We start from the raw sequence: 19,071 nt of genomic DNA, 5'->3' as shown, positions 1-19,071 counted from the left end.
AAGCACTCAGAGGCGATTAAAAGCACCTAAATGTATTGCTAGCCAGAAATAGCCTAGATACCGATTTTGATCTTTTTAATCGGCACACCTAGCAGGTGGAAAATACTTTCAAAGGATCGTCAAGGTATATAGGGTTCTTCGAGGTTTGTTCTCAAACCCTTAAGGAGGTTTATATTTATAGGTATCATCATTGATACTAGGTACTCTAGAAAGCTTAGAAGTTAGAGTTATAACCCTGCCTCAGGGAATTGGTTATAGCTATTTATATCATTCTTTCCAGGAATATCTTTTAGGAGACAAATAACTGGATATAAGCCTAAGCTTTGGGGTGTTGAGGTAATTGAATATTATGGAAGTCTTTAAAAATATATGTTGGGAGGCTCTCGGGGTTCAATTACTGATCATCTATGGATCTGTTTTAAGGAGTAATATGCCTAGGGATCTAGATCTTTTGGCTATAATAAGCGATGTCGAGGACGAGGATAATGTTGCTTTAAGGATTATGGAGTTTGTTGAGAATAGGCTCGAGTTAGAGGCTGATATCTATATAGTTCGGGATCCAGGAGATGTCAACTGCTTCCTACTCTGGGAAGCCCTTCGCCATGGTGTTATAGTCTATCAAAGCCCTGCTGGTAGGGATAAGCTTGTTAGAGCTATTAACATATGCTATGACTTCATGTTATCACGTGAAAAGCTAGGGTATACAGAGACTCTGGTTAAGCGGGTTATAAGGGATGCTGCATAAAAGACTTTTAGAATTAATAGCATCACACACAGATCTTCTAGAGAGGATTAGAGAAAAGGGGGTCAAATGGAACGATGTTATAGAATTCTATGGGGTACTACATGCGCTCCAGATACATGCCCAAGCAGTTATAGATTATCTCCTACACACATGCGCACTCACCGGCATATCCTCTGAAACACCTATTAGATGCATAGAGGAGCTGAAAAGAAGAGATATGATCAGATCTGAGGATGCAGAGTTCATAAAAAGAGTTGTGAGGTTCAGAAATATATTAGTACATGAATACACCTCAATTGATATAGAACGTGTAAAGAGAGCTATAGAGACCCAGGGTTATGTTAGAGCTCTTCAAATCATAAAAGAGCTACATAAAAGACTAGAAGAAAACAGACTACTAGATCCCTAACCAATTTCGAGAACCTTTAATTCTATAACAGATCATTCGATCTATCTTATATCCAACTCTATAGCAGATCTGTTTTCTATTTTATCATTATTGAGTATCTAGTCTTATCCACGCTATTTGATCTATGTTTCCGATCACCACAGTACTTATTACAATTAAAGCCTTTTGCCCTCCAGAGCGGGAGGTTTGGGCTACATCCCAGGCTCTCGCCTGGTTCAACCTTGCACCTATACCCAGGGAGCTAAATCCTCGTTATGGATCGATGCAACCTTCCCCATTCCCTGCTTTAAACAGTGAGAAAAACGCTTCTTAAACCGTTCACCCGAGAGCGGTTTTTATTTTATTTTATATCCATTTATGGCCGCCCTCGGGTTCATTACGGCACGGCTCGGGACGGGCTACGGCGGTTCAGCCGCCCTCACGCACCCCGAGCCCACCGATAGACTTATAGCCTCCGGGCTTATATGCATCAGCCTACCTAATAGCCCTAAAAGCTATAAAATGAATATAAAGAATTCTAAAAACAATTAAAAAGAAAACAGCCCACCGCTTTTGTTAAGAACCTCCTATGCTGTTGCAGATCAATCGATCTTTTATATTTCTCATAGAAACCTCTATATATTCGTTTTTAGATCTACCCTCTCTTCTTTGAACAACATCTTCTCAGCATAGTTAATCCTGCTCTAAAGCTTAGAGGCTACGTTACAGAGGGGCTGGGGAACATAGGGCTTCCAGTCGTAAAGTATTTTAGGAATAGATGGTGCTATATATTTATTATTAGGTATCTATGATCCTTAGAGCTATTCCTATCTTCTGTGAGACATCTTTAGATAATCATAGCTATTCATCCATAATATCGATCGAAATTGATATAAATGTTAATGCTTTAGTATGAGAGCTTTTCTCGATATATATGCTGAAACACGTGGCTATAGCCTTCTGTGCTAAACGAATCTTTCTATTATTATATAGGGTATAAGGTAGGCTGATGCTATATACCTGCTATCCATGCTTTCTCACTATATCATTTAATCTTTAAGATATATCGTCCCCCTCGGATTTGTATGCTCTGCTTTGACAACATATAGCGAAGACATAACAAAACATGTAAGATCTAGAAGTTATAAGTTTAGCAGTGGTCTCAGGATTCCTGAGGAGATCGTGGGAAGCCCTAACAGCTCGATATTCAAAGGTATGGTTTGTGTGAATGAATATGGTTCTAGCATTATGGTGGAGACTCGCTTTTAAGTTTCAAGTTATAATCTATATTTGAAGAGCCTTCAAGGTGGGATCATCAGGGTCTATATAGAGACCTATGGATGTACTCTAAACCAGGCTGACTCGATGATAATGAGGGGATATCTAGAAGAGGCTGGGTTTGGCTTTGTAGATAGTGTTGAGGAGGCTGATGTGATTGTTGTTAATACATGTGTTGTTAGGAAGGATACGGAGGAGAAGATGATCAAGAGGCTCTCAGAGATTGAGAGGCTCTACTCTAGCACAAAGAAGATCATTGTTGCGGGGTGTATGGTGTCATCACTACCAGCTACCGTGAAGAGGGTTGCCCCTAGCGCCTCTCTAATCACACCCCAAACGGTTGATAGGATTGTAGATGCTGTGCTCTCGAGGGAGAGGGTTGAGTATATTGGAGGGGTGAGGGGTGTTGATAGGATACCCCTTCCAAGGGGTAGGGGGGTTATAGCACCTGTACCCATTTCTGAGGGTTGTCTGAGCGAGTGCTCCTTCTGCATAACCAAGATCTCTAGGGGTAGGGTGAGGAGCTATCCTCCAAGGGTTATTGTTAATGCTGTTAGGGAGCTTGTTTCTAGGGGTTATAAGGAGATCGAGCTTGCGTCACAGGATTCCGCTGTCTATGGGTTCGATATTGGTAAGAACTTCCTATTACCAGATCTTTTGAGGGAAGTTGCAGAGATCGAGGGGGACTTCATGATAAGGGTTGGTATGATGAACCCCCAGTGGCTCTGGAAGATCCTCGATGAGCTGATAGAGGCTATCAAACACCCCAAGGTATATAAGTTCCTCCACATACCTGTTCAGAGCGGTGATAACAGAGTTCTAAGGATAATGAGGAGAGGCTACACAGTAGAGGAGTTTGAGGAGATGATCTCAGAGATAAGGAGGAAGATACCGGAGATAACAATAGCAACAGACATAATAGTAGGCCACCCAGGAGAGGATGAAGAGGCCTTTAAAAACACACTAATGCTAATGGAGAGAGCCAGATTCGACAGAGTACATCTAGCCCAATACAGCGTTAGACCCCTAACAGAGGCTGCAGCAATGCCCCAGATCCCGGAACACATCAAGAAAAGAAGATCTGTTGAGGCTCAAAAGCTACAGGAGAGAATAGGGCTTGAAATACATAGAGAATATATAGGTAAGAGGGTGAGGGTTCTAACAACCGAGAAAGGGCTTAGAGAGGGAACAACAATAGCAAGGACAACAAGCTATAGACAGGTTGTAGTTAAGAAGGAAATACCGCTCGGAATATGGATAGATGTTGAGATAGAAGATGCTACATTCTTTGATCTAAGAGGTGTTATACTAGGCAACTCATAGTGATGAGGGGATATAACTCCCTAACGAAGAGAACTCTAAATAACTGATAATATGATGAACCACGCAGGATCTGATATGCGAAACATCTAAGGCTTATAATTTATCTGAACGCTCTGCCTTAATAGATGGAGCTTTCAGCCATAAAATACCTTGATATTAAGATATTAATACCTACTTCCTGGTTCTTTGTTGAGTTAGAAAATAAATAATTCTCTTATATCACTTATATTTTCTATATTCCATATATTCTTTGCTATTTCTTTTATTTTTTCTTCATAGGGTGTTCCTCTAGCTAGTTTTAATGCTTTTTCATAGATCTCTTCTCTTGTTAGTGGATTTCTATAGTGGCCTTTTGGATATATCACTGTCTCCTCTAAAGATCTTCCGTCTTTGAGCTTTACCTTAACTCTGTTTGGTACTGCTTCTGGGTAGAGTTTGTCGAATTCATCTGAGACTCTGATCTTCATCTTCTTCATAAGTCTTCTAACATCCTCTCCAAGGATCTTCTCCTCACTGAAGCTATCCACCCATATATAGCCGTCTAGCAGTGCTCTTGCAACTATATATGGTAGGCTGTGATCTGCTGTCTCTCTTGTCTTTGGATCCCATTTCTCAGGATCCTTCGCTATTATTCTATAGCTTACTGTAAACGTCTCGACCTCTATCTCTTCTATCTCGTCGGGGGAGATCGATTGTCTTATCTTTAGACATGCCTCTACAGCCGACATTGCGTGGTACTCCACTGGCCAGTTCTTGATTGATGTCCTCAATATATTCTCCCCACCCTTTTCACCGAGTTCTATGTTGAAGGGTTGTTTCGAGATTACGTTGAAGAATCCATATTCACCCTCGAATACTGGTGATGGGCCTGTTATGCCCATAGATGCTAGGAGGGCTGCGAAAACCCCTTTCTTCGCTGAGTTCCCGGCTGTCATGCCCTTCCACATGCTAAGCTCTCCAGCCCTTGTCTGTCTAAGGGAGACAGATTCGTTAACAGCTAGGTTTATTGCATGATATATCTTCTCTATTGGGAGCCCCATAACCTTTGAAACCCCGGCTGCAGCCCCTATAGCTATATATGCCACATGATCCACACCAACGCTTCTCACAGAAAACGCGTCTCCAAGCCTTGTTGCAACCTCATAAGCTACTATTGTGCCTAGAATAAGCTCCTTACCACCAGCCCCTATATCCTCTGCAACAGCAGCAACAGCAGGGATCATATCGCTTGGATGCATAGCCTCCTTAGATAGGAATGTATCGTTGAAATCCAGATATCTAACCCCAACGCTATTAGCAAAAGCAGCTAGCTCAGGAATACTCTGAGCCCTCTCCCACCAAACAGTAGAACCCCTAGACCTCGGCGATGCCTTGAGAGCCAATGCCCTAGAAACCCTATAGGGGAATGCCTCGAGAGCCCCGAGAGATACTGCTAGCGAGTCTAATATCCTCTTCTTAGCCTCCTCAATAGCCTGAGGCGATAGATCTTTATAGCTTATCGAGGAAACATACTCAGCAATCCTCCAAGCCAGATCCCTCAAAACAAAGCCACCAAAATATATCTCCTAAGAAAATATATACAACTGGGAGTTTCACCTCAAATATTAGATAAAGCTGTGAGAGAGAAGAGATAGATTTACCTTAAATCAATAATTAGATAATATGGGCTTGTACTAGTACTTCTTCATAGCATAGTATCCAGACCCAATGTCATAGATATGCAGTCTTTTTAAGTTCCCAGGATATTTGTGTCCTGAGCTGAGGAGTATGAGGATCCTTGTGACCGGGGGTGCAGGGTTTATAGGGCATAATGTTGCTATATATCTAAGTTCGAGGGGCTATGATGTTGTGGTCTATGATACGCTTGAGAGGTCTAGCGAGACTGCTATTAAGAGGTTAGAGGATGCTGGGATACCCATATATAGAAAGGATGTTAGAGATGTACAGGATCTGAGGGGCTATGATGTTGTGATACACTGTGCAGCCTATGTAGATGTTGCAGAATCCATTGCAAATCCCAGAATATATTTCGAGAACAACGTTGTTGGTACAGCATCTATTGCTAAGGCTGCGGCTGATTCAGAGGCTCTGTTCATATATATAAGCTCTGCAGCAGTGTATGGGGATCCGATAAAGATACCGATCCCCGAGGAACACCCTATAAAGCCGATCTCACCCTATGGTGCTAGCAAGGCTATGGGGGAGCAGGTTGTTGAGCTATACTCGAGGATATATGGACTTAGATATTTGATCCTAAGGCTATTCAACGTCTACGGGCCAGGGCAGAATCCAGCCTACGCAGGTGTTATATCTAGGTTTATAGAGAGCGCTATAAATAGAATACCACCAAGAATCTATGGAGATGGGAGCCAGACGAGGGATTTCATACATGTTGAAGATGTTGCGAGAGCAATCGAGCTATCTATAGCTAGGCAGCCCCATAACCAGGTCTTCAACATAGGCTCAGGAAAACATATATCGATCCTAGAGCTGGCCAGGCTAATAATGAGGCTAGCTAACCTAGAGGGAGAACCGATCTTCGACAGGCCAAGGCCAGGTGATATCAAACATAGCTGTGCAGATATAGAGAAGGCGAGAAAGATCCTAGGCTTCGAACCCAAAATAACATTGGAGGAGGGGATCAAAAAACTCCTAAATATATATGGAATAGGGTTAAGATCCTAACACCAACTCTCAACTCGAAGAATAGCTCTTGCTATAGATATATCACCTTAATATATGCTAGCCAATAGCGCCTCTCTACATATAATATATTAAACACTTCTAACAGATGAAAGCCCTATAGAGGCTTTATATAATGCGTGAGGCTAGCTCTAAAAGCTCTAGATCCCCACCCCTTCTCCCAATAATCTGGATCCCTACTGGGAGTCCCTCGGATTTTAGAAGGGGTAGGGATATTGCTGGGGCACCAACTAGGGATGCATAGATAACATTATAGGTCATTATAGTTCTTATCTCACCATCCTCTCTCCCAAGAACCTCCTCTATCTTCGGTGCTGGGATCGGTGTTGTAGGTGTTACTAGGAAGTCAACGCTCCTCATCGCCTTGTCAAACTCGGCTGTGATCTCCTCTTTAGCGTCTAGAGCCTCTATATATTCTATAGCTCTATATTCAAGCCCCCTTTCCAACAGTCTTCTAACATCTGGGAATAGCTCTCCCCAGCGATCCTTGATGCCTATGAATGTCCTGGTTGCCTCGCTATACCTTATCACAGGGAATACTCTGTAGAGCTTCTCAAGAGCCCTTGGAAGCTTCACCTCCACATATTTATATCTAGATATATAGTTGTAGAAGCTCTTTTCAACATCCTCCGATGCCTTGAAAAGCCCTATTGGTATGCCTAAAACAGCTTTATCGGGATCCACAGGCTTTTGTCTTCTCTTTAGAAACCTCTTCCTAGCTATAATGGTATATACCCTCTTTATCCACTCAATATTTGATGCTAGAATCCCCACATGATCTAGGCTTGGTGCTAATGGATATAACCCCTTGCTTGGGATAGAGCCATAGCTGGGCTTAAAGCCATATACCCCGCATAGCGATGCAGGGATCCTAACAGATCCCGCTGTATCGCTTCCAAGAGCAACGGGGACTATACCGGCTGCGACAGCCGCAGCAGAACCCCCGCTACTCCCACCAGCAATTCTCGAGAGATCATGCGGATTTCTGGTAGGGCCGAAGATAGATGAGGTAGTTGTTATCCCAGATGCCAGCTCATGCGTATTGGTCTTACCTATAACAACGCCACCCCCTCTCTTAAGCCTCTTAACACACTCAGCATCCTCCCCCGGGATATAATCAGCAAATACTCTAGATCCAAGGGTAGTCCTGATACCCTTGGTCATTATATTATCCTTAACACCTATGGGGAACACATCTAACCCCCTTTTCTCAGCATCCCTAGCATCATCTAGAGCCTTCTCATTCCACGTAACCACAGCATTAATCCTCTCATTCTCACGCCTAGCACCAAGGGATCTCTCCACAAGCTCTACACCTATTTTAATCCCCAGACCTATTTCTAGCTAAGGACATATTTACAACTAACCTCCTCCCCGCCCCTTAAGAGTGGAGAGAGGTTCAGGATATAGCTAACGCCTCTAAAAGTAGGAAATGGATTATATGTTTGCTTAAATATCCATGGTGGATTATATATTGGCGTTTCATATGGTGGTTTCTAGGCTATCCCTGCTATTGGCTGTCATTTTTGCTCTAAGCCTCTTCACAGTGCAACCCTCTAGAATTGTTAGTAGTGGAACCATTGTTGATCACGATATTGTTGGGAATGTCACGTGGAGCAAGAGCGGTAGCCCATACATTATCAGAGGATACATATCTGTGATAGGGTCTCTAACCATAGAGCCAGGAGTAGTGGTTATCATAGAGAGTGGGGGCATAGCGGTCTCAGGAAAGCTAATAGCAATGGGGAGCCAGAGAGAGCCCGTGGTGCTCAATGCGTCTGAGGCGTTCAACGTAGATGTTAAAAGCGGATCAGAGATCTACATAGCGAACACCATAACAGAGAAAACTCTCAACATATCATCTGATAACAGTGCTGTGAATATTGTGAATATAAGTGGATCAAGTGTGGTTATATCAAAATCAATATCATCAAAGATACTCATAGATGGAGCAAAATTAGACGCAATATGGCTTAACCAGACAGTAATTAACACAACCACAACCTATGTAGGGGGTTCTAAAATCCAAATAGTCCCTAATGAGTATATATTCTTCAAAGACTCAGAGATAACTATTAGAAACGCTTACTTGATATACGGATTTTCATCTAACGTATATATAGAAAGGTGCAGACTATTTATCGATAATGTCACAGCTCTTCTAGGGATAAGCGCCCCCTTTATAGCAAATAGATCTTACATAGTGATCAATAATGCCATCACCCTAGCAATAACTATGTTCTATGTTTACGACACAGATGTTGCTATAACAAATAGCATTATTATAAATGGTCGAGGTATACTCGTGCATTGGTTTATGAATATAGTTAGGGATAGGGTTACCTTTATTGCCAACTATAACACGTTCTACAATCTAAATCCTCTCCCAAAAATAATACCAGGTAAAAACGCTATAGTTGTGCTTAGTGTTGGTAATGGGGCTTTCTTTGATCTTAAGTATAACTTTTGGGGAGACACATCATACTATATAAACCCCCCTTATATATATCCCTCTAATGTAACCATCATAGTGGAGCCGAGGCTTTCACAACCAGCTACATCGCTTCTTCAGGAGATGGATGTTAAGATAGATCCGCCTATACCTGCTTTAGGCAGGCAGCTATCAATAGATATGCAGCCAAAATACCCCGACATGGTTTATGTCCTATTTATCTTCTACACAGAGAGATGGTGGGCTCCAACATATATTATGAGTAGGAATGGCTCTTTTACAGTAACAATATCTGAGAACATGCTTCTAGTTGCTGTGGCTTATTCGAAGCCTCTAAAATATATATTCGGTAAGGAAATCGAGGTCAGACCTGTTAAGAGTGTTACAGAAGCTTATACAGCGACCTATAGGGAGACCTATACAGAGACGGTCTATAGGGTATCGACTGTTACAATTACTTCTACTAAGACTGTGCCTGTGATTATCACACAGCCCCAGCCAACAACGGTAACACTAACCCATGTTGAGAGAGCACAGGGAGTGCCAATAGAGCTGGCAATAGCCATAGTAGTAATCGCGGTAGCAGCAACAGCAGCAACAATGAGAGTACTCGTAAGAAGATAGCCCGCTGGTTGCTGTTTTTATATTTTATATCTGTTAATGGCATTCTTGAAAATAGTGAAGCTTTGAAGCCTCCCTTTAATATCTATTAGTTTTGAAGAGCCCACTATGAACCCCCCATAAGCAGTTGCAGGGAGACAGGCTCTCAAAGGAAGGCACGGAGGATGAGGGGTCAGGTCTTCATTGCGGTTCATGTTGTTTGGTATCCCCGCTTGCCCCCATACCCTCTATCTGGCTCCCCATGCCGCCTATGAGAGCTAGCCTCCCCTCGGGGACATGGAGAGCTTCCTTGGGAAGCTTCCTCCCTCTCACATTGCTCATCGAGTTTATAGTGTCAGCCTCAATACCTATTTATAGCAGAAAAGATCATAAGCACCACCCAAGAATACTATCAACAAACATAAACCAACATAAAACAAAAACAGCAGCCAAAGGTAGGAGGTGACAAGGCAGAGGGTTTGAAGCCCGATGAAACCAGAACCTCTATCTAATTATTTCGCCGCCATCTACTATGAGGGTTTGACCTGTTATATATGATGCTTCATCACTTAGTAGAAACGCTATTGCCTTCGCAGCCTCCTCAGGCTTTCCAATCCTTCTAAGGGGTATTGATCTTATGATTTCTGATATCTCCTCGCCACCTAGCCATTCTAGCCACCTCGTCTCTATAGATCCCAGGGCTACGATGTTAACCCTTATATGGGGTGCTAATATATATGAGAGAGATCTTGCTAAGGCCAGGACCGCTGCTTTAGCAACTAGATAGGGTATCCCTTGTGTATCGCCTACTAGGGCTGGTGTTGATGAGACTGCTACTATGGAGGGTGATCTCGATCTCATCATGAGATCCTTGAAAGCCTTCACCACATTGAAGAATCCTCCGAAATCTACTTTGAAGACCTCTATATAGTCATCAAGCTCCAGCGAATCCCAGGAGGCCTTCCAAAGATCTCCTCTTGAGAGCCCGTGGAGAATCGCTAGATGATCTAGACGACCCAGCTTCTCCTCAATATATCCAGCCAGGCTGCGAACCTCTTCATAGCTAGATACATCTACCTTGAACGCCTCTACATAGCCTACGCCCCTAAGCCTCTCCACAATCCTCCTAGCCCTCTCTTGGTTGGTTGCATATGTGAAGAGGGTTGCACACCCCCTTTTAACAAGGATCTCTACGAGGGCCTCGCCTATCCCACCACTCCCACCTGTTACAAGGCATAACCTGCCATCGAAATCCCTTCTCTGGCTATCCATTTAATCACCGTTCTAGATTAGAAGCCTCGCCTTTTAAGGCGGGGAGTTTGTTGATTATAGAAGAGCAGAGAGCTTATAAGCTTAGTGCCATAGTGGTAGGCTGGGAGAAGTTATGGGTGTGGCGAGCCTAGCAGGCTAGGAGCCACACCATGCCAGCAGCTGACGGCGGGCCCTGAGCCGTGAGGCGATGATGCCGCCTCTGTGAGGGGTGCCCAAGTCATGAGGGGCGCCCTAGTGGATGTAGAACCCTCACACCTATAGGGCAGGGAGCCGTCAACACAGATAATCCGATCTGGAGCTATTATTTCTATATATCTATAATGCTTGCAACACCGAATCTTCCAAGATTTATAGCCATCCCTGGGGAGCCATCGGCAATAATGATCCTCATACCTATTGGTCTCTGCTTATATTGATATATCTGCAATAGATCCTCCATTATATTATATATCATTCTACCAGATAGAACCTTCGACCTAGGGATCACAGCCATATCAACCCCTGCAACACAGAATGCAGCATATCCTATGAGATCCTTCAGGGATATCCTGCCCAGTCTAGCCCTCTCCTTCAGAGTATTGTCCTCCTCAACTGGGAGCATTACCTCTCCAAACCCCGTTGATCTAGCCCTTCTAGCTAGATCCCTAGATATAATCCTATTAATCCTTCTAATAGCCGCTATAGTGCCGGGCATCGGGATCTCAGCACCAGATAGATCCTCTATCACAGCACCAACACTCTCCTCCATCCACGGGGAGAGGGAGAGATCTATACCCTTATACCCTACCCCAACATCGCCTGAGACTTCCTCGAGATCTCTATCTAGGTTCTCTATCGCTTCTCCCAACAATTCCAGAGATCCCCTTGATAGAGAGTCCCTGAAATCCCTAGCATATCTCAGGGCTACCGTGAAGACGGTCTCACTTGCTATGCTAGCTGATGCTGGGAAATATGGTGTTAGGATCCACGAGCCATATATTGTGGCAAATCTCGTATGCAGATCTATCTCGGAGGATCTATAGAAATCTAAGAGCTTTCTAAAACCCTCCTCAAGATCATCCTCCCCCTTCACCAGCATAGATGAGAACGATGTGTTAATACCCCTCATACATTTAATGAGATCTTGTATAGAGATCTCTGAAGATGCTCTGAAGTTGAAAGCAGCTATATATAGCCCCTCAAGCTCTCTCCTAAGATCTGCTATAGCTCTGCAGATCTCTAGAAGCTCCTTATTATCCTCAACCGGTGGTAAGGAGATCCTTCTACTCCACACATTATACCCCCTCCCAGCTATTGCCTTAGATAGGCTGGCGAGAACCCTAGCCCCTCTCGATAGGCTATCCACACCATCTATATGGAGGGTTACGCTCCTTATGATCATAGGGCCCACTACTTTTAATATCTCGGTGGCCTAATTAATCAATGATAGTGTTGAGAAAGCTATTACTTCTAGATCTAGATGGTGTACTGGTGAGGATAAAGAGCTCCTGGGGGTATATGCATAGCTACTTCGGATCCTCCCAAGAGGGTATCTTTGAGAGGTATTTCAACCTATATAGAGAGGGGAGGATAAGCTATCAAGAGTGGATGAAAGCTGATATAGAGCATCTACTTAGAAGAGCTGGTAGGCCTATATATAGAAGGGATCTTGAGGAGGCCTTCTCCAAGGTAGAGATCTATAGGCATTCATATGAAATAGCAGATCTGGCGATGAAGAATAAGACGCAGATCGCCATAGTGAGTGGTGGTATAAATATACTTGCATCGCTAGTTGCAAGACGCCTCGGAATTAGATATGTATATTCAAACATATTGGTATTCGACGAGGAAGAAGCCTTAATACCAGGAGGCATACCAGTGGTTGAGCCTCTTAAGAAGGGCTATGTTGTTAGGAAGATCTCAAGGATCATGGGTATTGATCAGAAGGATACCATCTACATAGGAGACTCAATCTGGGATTTCTCAGCATTTCGAGAGGTAGGCACCCCTATTCTCTATAATGAACAAGGTGATGAAGAGCCCCTCAGAGAAGCTAGAGAGCATGGCCTGTCCCTGGATAGAATAGCTATTGCAAGGGATTCAGATGAGCTACTTAAGATCCTCAGAAGGGTTATTGGATAGCTTCAGCACTAGATTATATGAAAAGACCCTAGGCTCTATAATCAATGCTTTGTGAGAGCTCTGCATATATAGATTTATCGACCCTGCTAGGATCTATGGATGTTATAATCTCACCTGCTAGATCATATATCCGATCTACTTTCTCGAGGATAAGGGAATCACTTGTCGCTACAACCCCCATCGAGCCCTCTATAGTTTTACTCAGCTCTATAATCTCCCTATCAGCTCTATCAGCTAGTATCCCCTCTACCTTGAAACCAGAGCTTCTAAAGATCTCCTCTGCATGTTTTAATATCTCACCGCTCATCGGTGCGAGTCTATCTAGCACTAGATAGATTTTAATAGGCTTTACAGCGATCAGATGATCTCTTATTAGATTAACTGCTTCTAAAGCCCTTTCCCTCTTCCCCCTCCAATATCTAGAGCCCCCTAGATCCCTTATAATCCCATCATCACATCTATATAGACACCCACCCTCTAGAAATGCTATTAATGTTGTAGAGACGTTTAGAAGATCTATGAGTAGGTTTGACCCCGATACTGCTTCCCTCGGCACAATAGATCTAAGCACCTTAGCTACATACTCATCCCTATGGACACATCTGAGAAGCAGAGATCTCTCGATTCTAGACATCTGATATCTAGAGACCACCATATCTAGGGAGGAGCTTGCTGGGTAGCCCCTGTTGAGGAGATATTTATAGTCTCTAGCAGCCTCTATAATTCTAGAGCTATCCCCTATACATCCTCCTAATAACATCCCTTAGAACCCTTACAATAGAATCTATATCTCCTAACACCTTAGCAGATGCATGTGTCTCGCTACCCCCTCCCCTCCCCCCTAGCTCCTGGGCTATGTTTTTGATGAGCATATTTGCAGGGATCCTCTGTGAGAGGTTTCTCGAGACGGAGATCTCTAGTAGATTCTCGCCCTGAGATCTAGCTGTTAGAGCTGCTACAAATCCCCCCCTCTCACCGAGGATCTTAAGGACGTCCCTAGCACCTTCAATCTCAGGGGGATCCACTATGATATATAGCCTCACCCCATCTATATCCTCAGCCTTCTCAAGAGCCTCGGAGACTTTGCTTGAGACCCAGCTAGCCCTATACTTTGAAAGAATATTTTCAGCCCTCTCGAGGCTAGAGGCTAGAGATCTAACCCTTTTAACTAGATCCCTATCGACTCTCCCACCAACGATATCAGCGATCTCCTCTAACATCCCTTCATAGAGTGAGGCATGCTCCGAGGCTCTTGTGCCAGCTACATATTCGAATCTCACTACACCATCTGCTATCCTATCAACATTGATGATCTTGAAGCCACCTATCTCACCCGTATTCAGTAGATGGGTTCCAAAGCATGCCTCAGCATCCCAATCCTCGACCTCTACGATCCTTAAAACCCTCTCCTGTGGAACACCTCCCTGGTATATCGAGTATCCATAGCTCTTCTCGGCATCATATCTCTCCATATATCTAACCCTCACAGGCCTCCTCTCATCTATAACCCTGTTCACAAGCTCCTCGATCTTAGCAATATCTGCCCGAGATATTGCCGTGTGGTGTGTTACATCAAGCCTACCCTTCTCCTCACTCTTCTCGGCTCCAGCTTGCCAGATATGCTCTCCATAGATTCTTCTGAGGGCTCCTAGGAGAACATGTGTTGCTGTATGATGCCTCATTATCCTATACCTCCTCTCCCAGTCTATATATCCATATGCCTCGGAGCCCGCGAGATCGCTTGGAACGGGCTTATCAAGTCTATGAATAATCACATCCCCTACTTTAAACACATCTATAACCCTAGCCTCGAAACCATCTATAGATATTCTACCTGTATCGTTTCTCTGCCCACCACCTGTTGGGTAGAAGCATGTTGATTCCAATACCAAGAGATCTCCTCTAACCCCTATAACCCTAGATCTAAAGCTCCTGAGGTAGGGATCTTCATGGAATAGCCTCTTCGTGGGCTTAAACTGGGAAGCCCACTCAACGATCTCCCTATCTATCTTCTCAGCAACCTTAATCGGTGCTCTCGAATGCCTCGATGCTACTACTGAGTAGAAGTTATGGGGGATGCTAACCTCTATATTTCTTCTCCTCAGCTCATCCTCAACAATCTCAGGCGGGATGCCATGGCTATCATAGATCTCAACAAGATCCTCTAGCGTTATACCCCCTTTTAAATACCTGCTAACAATTGATGGAGCCCTTTTAATTGTCTCTCTATACCTCTCCTCCTCAAGCCTAGAGGCCTCTAATATATATGATCTGGATCTAGATAGCCTAGGATATATGGCTCCCCACCTCCCAACCTGAAGATCTACGAGCTTCTCTAGAGTAACATCGCTCCCAAGCCTCCTCAGATTCCTCAGTGTTCTTCTAATCACAAGCCTTGCTAGATATCCCTCACCACTGTTAGAGGGAACAATCCCATCGCCGAGCATGAGGGCTATGGTCTTTGTATGATCTATTATAGAGTAGACATTAATAGCCCCCCAAAGCATGGTAGAGACATCAGATACCCTATACCCGGATTCCCTTGCAACCTCCTCGAAGAACCTATTCATTGAACTGGGATCCTCTGGATCTATCTTCCCAGCCTTTCTAGATGCGAGCTCCAGAAGATCCCTTGGGGGCTCGGGAACCCCTAGAAGGTTGTGGAACCTTGAAACAAGATCTGAGCCATAGACAGCGTGAAAAGCTGTGGGTGCCTTCTGGGATAGCCAGGCGATCCTCTCAATACCATATCCCGTGTCCACTATCTTTAGAGGAAGCTCCACAAGGGAGCCGTCGTCTCTGACCTCGTACTGCATGAAAACCAGGGTAGCCACTTCCAAGCCCCCTATAGTAACCTCGACACTGGGCCCAGCATTTCCGCCACCCTCCCACCAGCTCTCCTTAAATGTGAGCTCTTCATCCGGCACCCCCATTAGATCTACGAAGAACCTCCTAGCATACTCGACAGTCTCATCCTTCCAATATAGATATTTATCTCTATAGTTGAAGGCATGGTGACCCCCCATCGTGAAGTTAGTCATATGCCTTCCAAAGGTCTTACCAACGTTATCTATATCCTCTAACCTTATACATGGCTGGGCGATTACAAGTGGATTAGCTGGGGGCGGGACTCTACCGGATGTCACGTGGGGTTGGAAGACCACAATAGATGCTATGGTTAGATATAGATCCTCTCTCCACCTAGCAACAACAGGCGCAGGCTCTATAACAGCATGCCCCTCCTTCTCGAAGAAGCTTAGAAAAGTCCTTAGAACATCCTCATAGCTGAGGTTCCTCATCTTAATAGGTATATCGAAGAACCTATACTCAGAGCAGGGTATGTCATTACATATCTCGTGGGAACCCCTGCTCCAAAATGGCGTCCCACATGATCTACATATAGCTCTTCTAAAGCCATTATCTAGAAAATATCTAAGCCTATACTCAGAGGGATCCCCCAGCTTCACCATTTCCCTAGCCTAGATATTAACAATACAGCGGGTATATATAGTTAGAGGAATCCTATAGCTGATCCCCACATGATGAGATATCTGACCTCCTCTAGCTTAAAAGGGCTGTGATTCAACTATGGGTGGCTTATAGCATAGACATTTTCAAAGATCCTGAATATCTTTGAAGAAATTTACCTGAGAAACCATTTTCCAGTACAGTTAAAAGATCTTAGGAGCTTTTCAGGAGAGATAGCTATGTAGAGACCCTTTCTATGGTATTATCATTATCTTCCCGTCTCTTTCTTTTGAGAATAGGTTTGATAGTGCTTCTACACCTTGTTCTAAGCTATATCTCCTCCAGATCTTGATTCTAAGCTTCCCCTCGTTAGCCATTCTAACCACATCCAGCATCTCCCTTCTCGTCCCTCCCGTCGAGCCTATTATCCTGATCTGCTTTGAGTAGAGCTCTCTAACAGAGATCTTTAGCTCATCCCCTGTAAGGGCTCCAAAGGTCACTATCCTCCCGTTAACACCTAGAAGCCCTATGCTCTTAGACATCGTCTCAGATCCTAGGGGATCTATAATAACATCCGCCATAGAGCCCCCAGAGATTTTCTCCACAACCTCTCTAGCTCTACCCATATCCACCACCTCATCAGCACCTAGGTCTCTCAGCCATTGCTTCCTAGCGATAGCAACCACCTTAGCCCCCATCATCTTTGCAAGCTGAACAGCAAAGATCCCTGTGTTGCCAGAGGCCCCAACAACGACTACCAACTCGCCAGGCGAGACACCGGCTAGTCTAAGGGCGTGATACGCTGTCAAGGCTCCAACAGATAGACTTGCAGCGAGCTCCCAATCAACCCTATCGCTGATCTTAAACACATTCTTGGCAGGTACAACAGCATATTCGGCATAACCCCCATTTGTTATTATCCCTATTAACCCCCCTGATCTACATAGCATCTCCTGACCCGAGAGGCACATATCACATGAGCCATCGAATACCCTGCTATATATTGCAACCCTATCCCCAGGCTTTAGATCAGATATATGATCTCCCACAGCCTCTACTACACCAGCAAACTCCACACCAGGTATATGGGGGATAGGCTTAACATTCCTTATACCAACAACGGTAAAGTAGTCCACGGGATTAACACTCGCAGCCCTAACCCTTATAAGAACATCGTGTGGCCCAGGCTTGGGGGGTTCAACATCTACTAGCTTTAGATTCTCAAGCCCATTTCTATCAAACATGAGGGCTCTCAACTAAATCACCAAATATACCTTTATGGATGAGCCTTAATATCATTTATAGCTATTCATCGTATCTCTATTCAATATAGCAGGAAGCCTCCTAGGGCTCTCAACACCTCTAGATTAGAGGTTAGCAGCTATAATCATAGTGATTATTAATAGAGTATTTATCTAGCTACTGATCTAATCACATTTGAGAGAAGCTTAGATATGGATTAGTGATTCCTAGTTTTACAGGGATCTATTTGGATCTCGTTTATAGCCATGTTAATTGAAAAGAAATGTTAAAGCCTCTATAAAGCTATCACTAGCCTTTCTGTGTTTTCTCGCCCTGGGATGATATAAGCTCTATCAATGTTGATATAAGCTTCTCAGATGCTGCAACCCTTCTCTCGAGGTTTGCAATACTTCTGCTTAGAGCTGGCATATGGCGGCTCTCGAGTTCTCTTTTAAGCTCACCAAGATCTTTATTTATACTATTAAGAACAACCTGATAAGCATCAACAAGATTTCTTAACCTTCTAATCTCCTCCGATGCTTTTCTATATCTCTCCTCAAGCTGGTGATGGGTTAGATAGCTATACGAGGCTATTGGGATGAATATAGAGGCGAAGAGGGCTACAAGGGATCTCTGGTCTTTTAGAATATCCCCTAGCACAGCTATACCCATGAACTCCCATGATATGAATAGCACTATTATAGCTACTATAGAGGATATAAGGGGTGGGACTAGCCACCTCATGCTACTACCAAGCCATCTTACACGCGAGCACTTATAAGCCCCTCACTTCTAGGGCGAAGCAGGTGTAACATATAGGACACACCATTACCTATTACAATAAGCTGTGCTGATATGAGATGTAATGGGAGGAAAATCCCTGGGGCCCAGGCATAGTGGGAGGCTCTGTAGAGGAGTAGCAGGCCTAGGAGGGGCTGGGCTATTGATGCTGCTAATGCCATATATGCCCAGACATCTCTGCTTCTTCTAATAGCGAAAGCTGTAAGTGTTAGGGCTATCGCTATTGCTCCTGAGAGCACATGGATCTTTAGGATCAAATCTATGTGGGAGGTGATTGAAAGCGAGAAGAGGGATCCTGGTATGGGGTTCTGCGTTGTCTTGGTATATCCAAGCATATATGCGCCGAGGAAAGATGCTATAAGCCCCCATGCAGATGCGCCCCTATGAATGATCATTGCAAACCTCTTCTCACCCCCATACCTCTCCCTCCAACCCCTAGATAGGATCCCAACTAAGACCCCCACAGATCCTATTGTAAGCGTTGCAAGTAAATTGTTAATGGAATATATTAGTGATGCATACGGCTGCTCAATATATCCCCCAAGCGCAAAGAGAATAGCCCTCCCGGTAAGGGCTGTTAAAGCTAGTAGGGCTATAGATGCGATAGATATGTAGATAGCCCCCCTATATATATTCCTAACCCTCGCAATAGCTATTGTCAAAGCTATGAGAAGGGGT

Annotated in this window: 15 protein-coding genes; 6 read left to right on the top strand and 9 right to left on the bottom strand. The window is 44.1% G+C overall.

Going from position 1 to position 19,071, the window contains the following annotated elements:
- Positions 1 to 340 precede the first annotated feature (340 nt).
- The 3 genes from QXE01_02630 (at position 341) to QXE01_02620 (ending at position 3,734) form a co-directional block, all read left to right on the top strand.
- Positions 341 to 745, top strand: coding sequence for a hypothetical protein (locus QXE01_02630; GenBank protein ID MEM4970130.1), 405 nt, complete (start codon positions 341 to 343; stop codon positions 743 to 745).
- A complete protein-coding gene (locus QXE01_02625; GenBank protein MEM4970129.1) occupies positions 735 to 1,154 on the top strand; it encodes a DUF86 domain-containing protein in 420 nt (139 codons plus the stop codon). Before QXE01_02630 ends, QXE01_02625 begins: the two co-directional genes overlap by 11 nt.
- Positions 1,155 to 2,444: 1,290 nt before the next feature.
- Positions 2,445 to 3,734, top strand: coding sequence for a tRNA (N(6)-L-threonylcarbamoyladenosine(37)-C(2))-methylthiotransferase (locus QXE01_02620; GenBank protein MEM4970128.1), 1,290 nt, complete (start codon positions 2,445 to 2,447; stop codon positions 3,732 to 3,734).
- A gap of 194 nt (positions 3,735 to 3,928) precedes the next feature.
- On the opposite strand, the gene QXE01_02615 is transcribed toward QXE01_02620, so the two are convergent.
- Positions 3,929 to 5,275 (bottom strand): MmgE/PrpD family protein, encoded by a 1,347-nt coding sequence (locus QXE01_02615; GenBank protein MEM4970127.1) that lies wholly within the window; start codon positions 5,273 to 5,275, stop codon positions 3,929 to 3,931.
- A 226-nt stretch (positions 5,276 to 5,501) separates the two neighbouring features.
- Here QXE01_02615 and QXE01_02610 point away from each other — a divergent pair, with 226 nt between their 5' ends.
- A complete protein-coding gene (locus tag QXE01_02610) occupies positions 5,502 to 6,419 on the top strand; it encodes a GDP-mannose 4,6-dehydratase (GenBank protein MEM4970126.1) in 918 nt (305 codons plus the stop codon).
- Positions 6,420 to 6,545: 126 nt separating this feature from the next.
- Here QXE01_02610 and QXE01_02605 read toward each other — a convergent pair whose 3' ends face one another.
- Positions 6,546 to 7,742, bottom strand: coding sequence for an amidase (locus QXE01_02605; protein ID MEM4970125.1), 1,197 nt, complete (start codon positions 7,740 to 7,742; stop codon positions 6,546 to 6,548).
- Positions 7,743 to 7,911: 169 nt separating this feature from the next.
- Between QXE01_02605 and QXE01_02600 the strand changes: the two genes are divergently transcribed.
- The gene (locus QXE01_02600; protein ID MEM4970124.1) at positions 7,912 to 9,513 is read left to right on the top strand and encodes a hypothetical protein; all 1,602 of its coding nucleotides are present in this window, start codon (positions 7,912 to 7,914) and stop codon (positions 9,511 to 9,513) included.
- A 480-nt stretch (positions 9,514 to 9,993) separates the two neighbouring features.
- On the opposite strand, the gene QXE01_02595 is transcribed toward QXE01_02600, so the two are convergent.
- Positions 9,994 to 10,761, bottom strand: coding sequence for an SDR family oxidoreductase (locus tag QXE01_02595; GenBank protein ID MEM4970123.1), 768 nt, complete (start codon positions 10,759 to 10,761; stop codon positions 9,994 to 9,996).
- Positions 10,762 to 11,068: 307 nt separating this feature from the next.
- Positions 11,069 to 12,142, bottom strand: coding sequence for a DUF711 family protein (locus QXE01_02590; protein MEM4970122.1), 1,074 nt, complete (start codon positions 12,140 to 12,142; stop codon positions 11,069 to 11,071).
- Between the two features lie 41 nt (positions 12,143 to 12,183).
- Between QXE01_02590 and QXE01_02585 the strand changes: the two genes are divergently transcribed.
- Positions 12,184 to 12,882: an HAD-IB family phosphatase gene (locus QXE01_02585; GenBank protein ID MEM4970121.1), complete on the top strand. Its 699-nt coding sequence runs from the start codon at positions 12,184 to 12,186 to the stop codon at positions 12,880 to 12,882.
- Between the two features lie 28 nt (positions 12,883 to 12,910).
- Here the strand turns inward: QXE01_02585 and QXE01_02580 are convergent, their stop codons facing one another.
- The 5 genes from QXE01_02580 to QXE01_02560 all read right to left on the bottom strand — a co-directional run.
- Entirely contained in the window at positions 12,911 to 13,642 is a 732-nt protein-coding gene (locus QXE01_02580; GenBank protein ID MEM4970120.1) for a DUF434 domain-containing protein, read from the bottom strand.
- Positions 13,614 to 16,352, bottom strand: a complete 2,739-nt coding sequence (gene alaS, locus QXE01_02575; protein MEM4970119.1) for an alanine--tRNA ligase — start codon at positions 16,350 to 16,352, stop codon at positions 13,614 to 13,616. The genes QXE01_02580 and alaS overlap by 29 nt, the downstream gene beginning before the upstream one ends.
- Positions 16,353 to 16,604: 252 nt before the next feature.
- Entirely contained in the window at positions 16,605 to 17,606 is a 1,002-nt protein-coding gene (locus tag QXE01_02570; protein MEM4970118.1) for an alcohol dehydrogenase catalytic domain-containing protein, read from the bottom strand.
- A gap of 295 nt (positions 17,607 to 17,901) precedes the next feature.
- Positions 17,902 to 18,336: a hypothetical protein gene (locus QXE01_02565; GenBank protein ID MEM4970117.1), complete on the bottom strand. Its 435-nt coding sequence runs from the start codon at positions 18,334 to 18,336 to the stop codon at positions 17,902 to 17,904.
- Positions 18,337 to 18,353: 17 nt separating this feature from the next.
- Positions 18,354 to 19,071, bottom strand: a 718-nt coding sequence (locus QXE01_02560; GenBank protein MEM4970116.1) for a hypothetical protein, incomplete at its 5' end; no start/stop codon positions are given.

The sequence above is a fragment of the Sulfolobales archaeon genome (genome assembly GCA_038897115.1).
Classification (GTDB): Archaea; Thermoproteota; Thermoprotei_A; order Sulfolobales; family AG1; genus AG1.
Note: the sequence above shows the minus strand (reverse complement) of the source record. Positions and strands in the feature narration are given on the sequence as shown.

Coding starts and splice junctions, on each gene's coding strand:
- QXE01_02625 (MEM4970129.1), top strand. CDS start 735: ATGCTGCATAAAAGACTTTTAGAATTAATAGCATCACACACAGATCTT.
- QXE01_02610 (MEM4970126.1), top strand. CDS start 5,502: ATGAGGATCCTTGTGACCGGGGGTGCAGGGTTTATAGGGCATAATGTT.
- QXE01_02595 (MEM4970123.1), bottom strand. CDS start 10,761: ATGGATAGCCAGAGAAGGGATTTCGATGGCAGGTTATGCCTTGTAACA.
- QXE01_02590 (MEM4970122.1), bottom strand. CDS start 12,142: ATGATCATAAGGAGCGTAACCCTCCATATAGATGGTGTGGATAGCCTA.
- QXE01_02585 (MEM4970121.1), top strand. CDS start 12,184: ATGATAGTGTTGAGAAAGCTATTACTTCTAGATCTAGATGGTGTACTG.
- QXE01_02580 (MEM4970120.1), bottom strand. CDS start 13,642: ATGTTATTAGGAGGATGTATAGGGGATAGCTCTAGAATTATAGAGGCT.
- alaS (MEM4970119.1), bottom strand. CDS start 16,352: ATGGTGAAGCTGGGGGATCCCTCTGAGTATAGGCTTAGATATTTTCTA.
- QXE01_02565 (MEM4970117.1), bottom strand. CDS start 18,336: ATGAGGTGGCTAGTCCCACCCCTTATATCCTCTATAGTAGCTATAATA.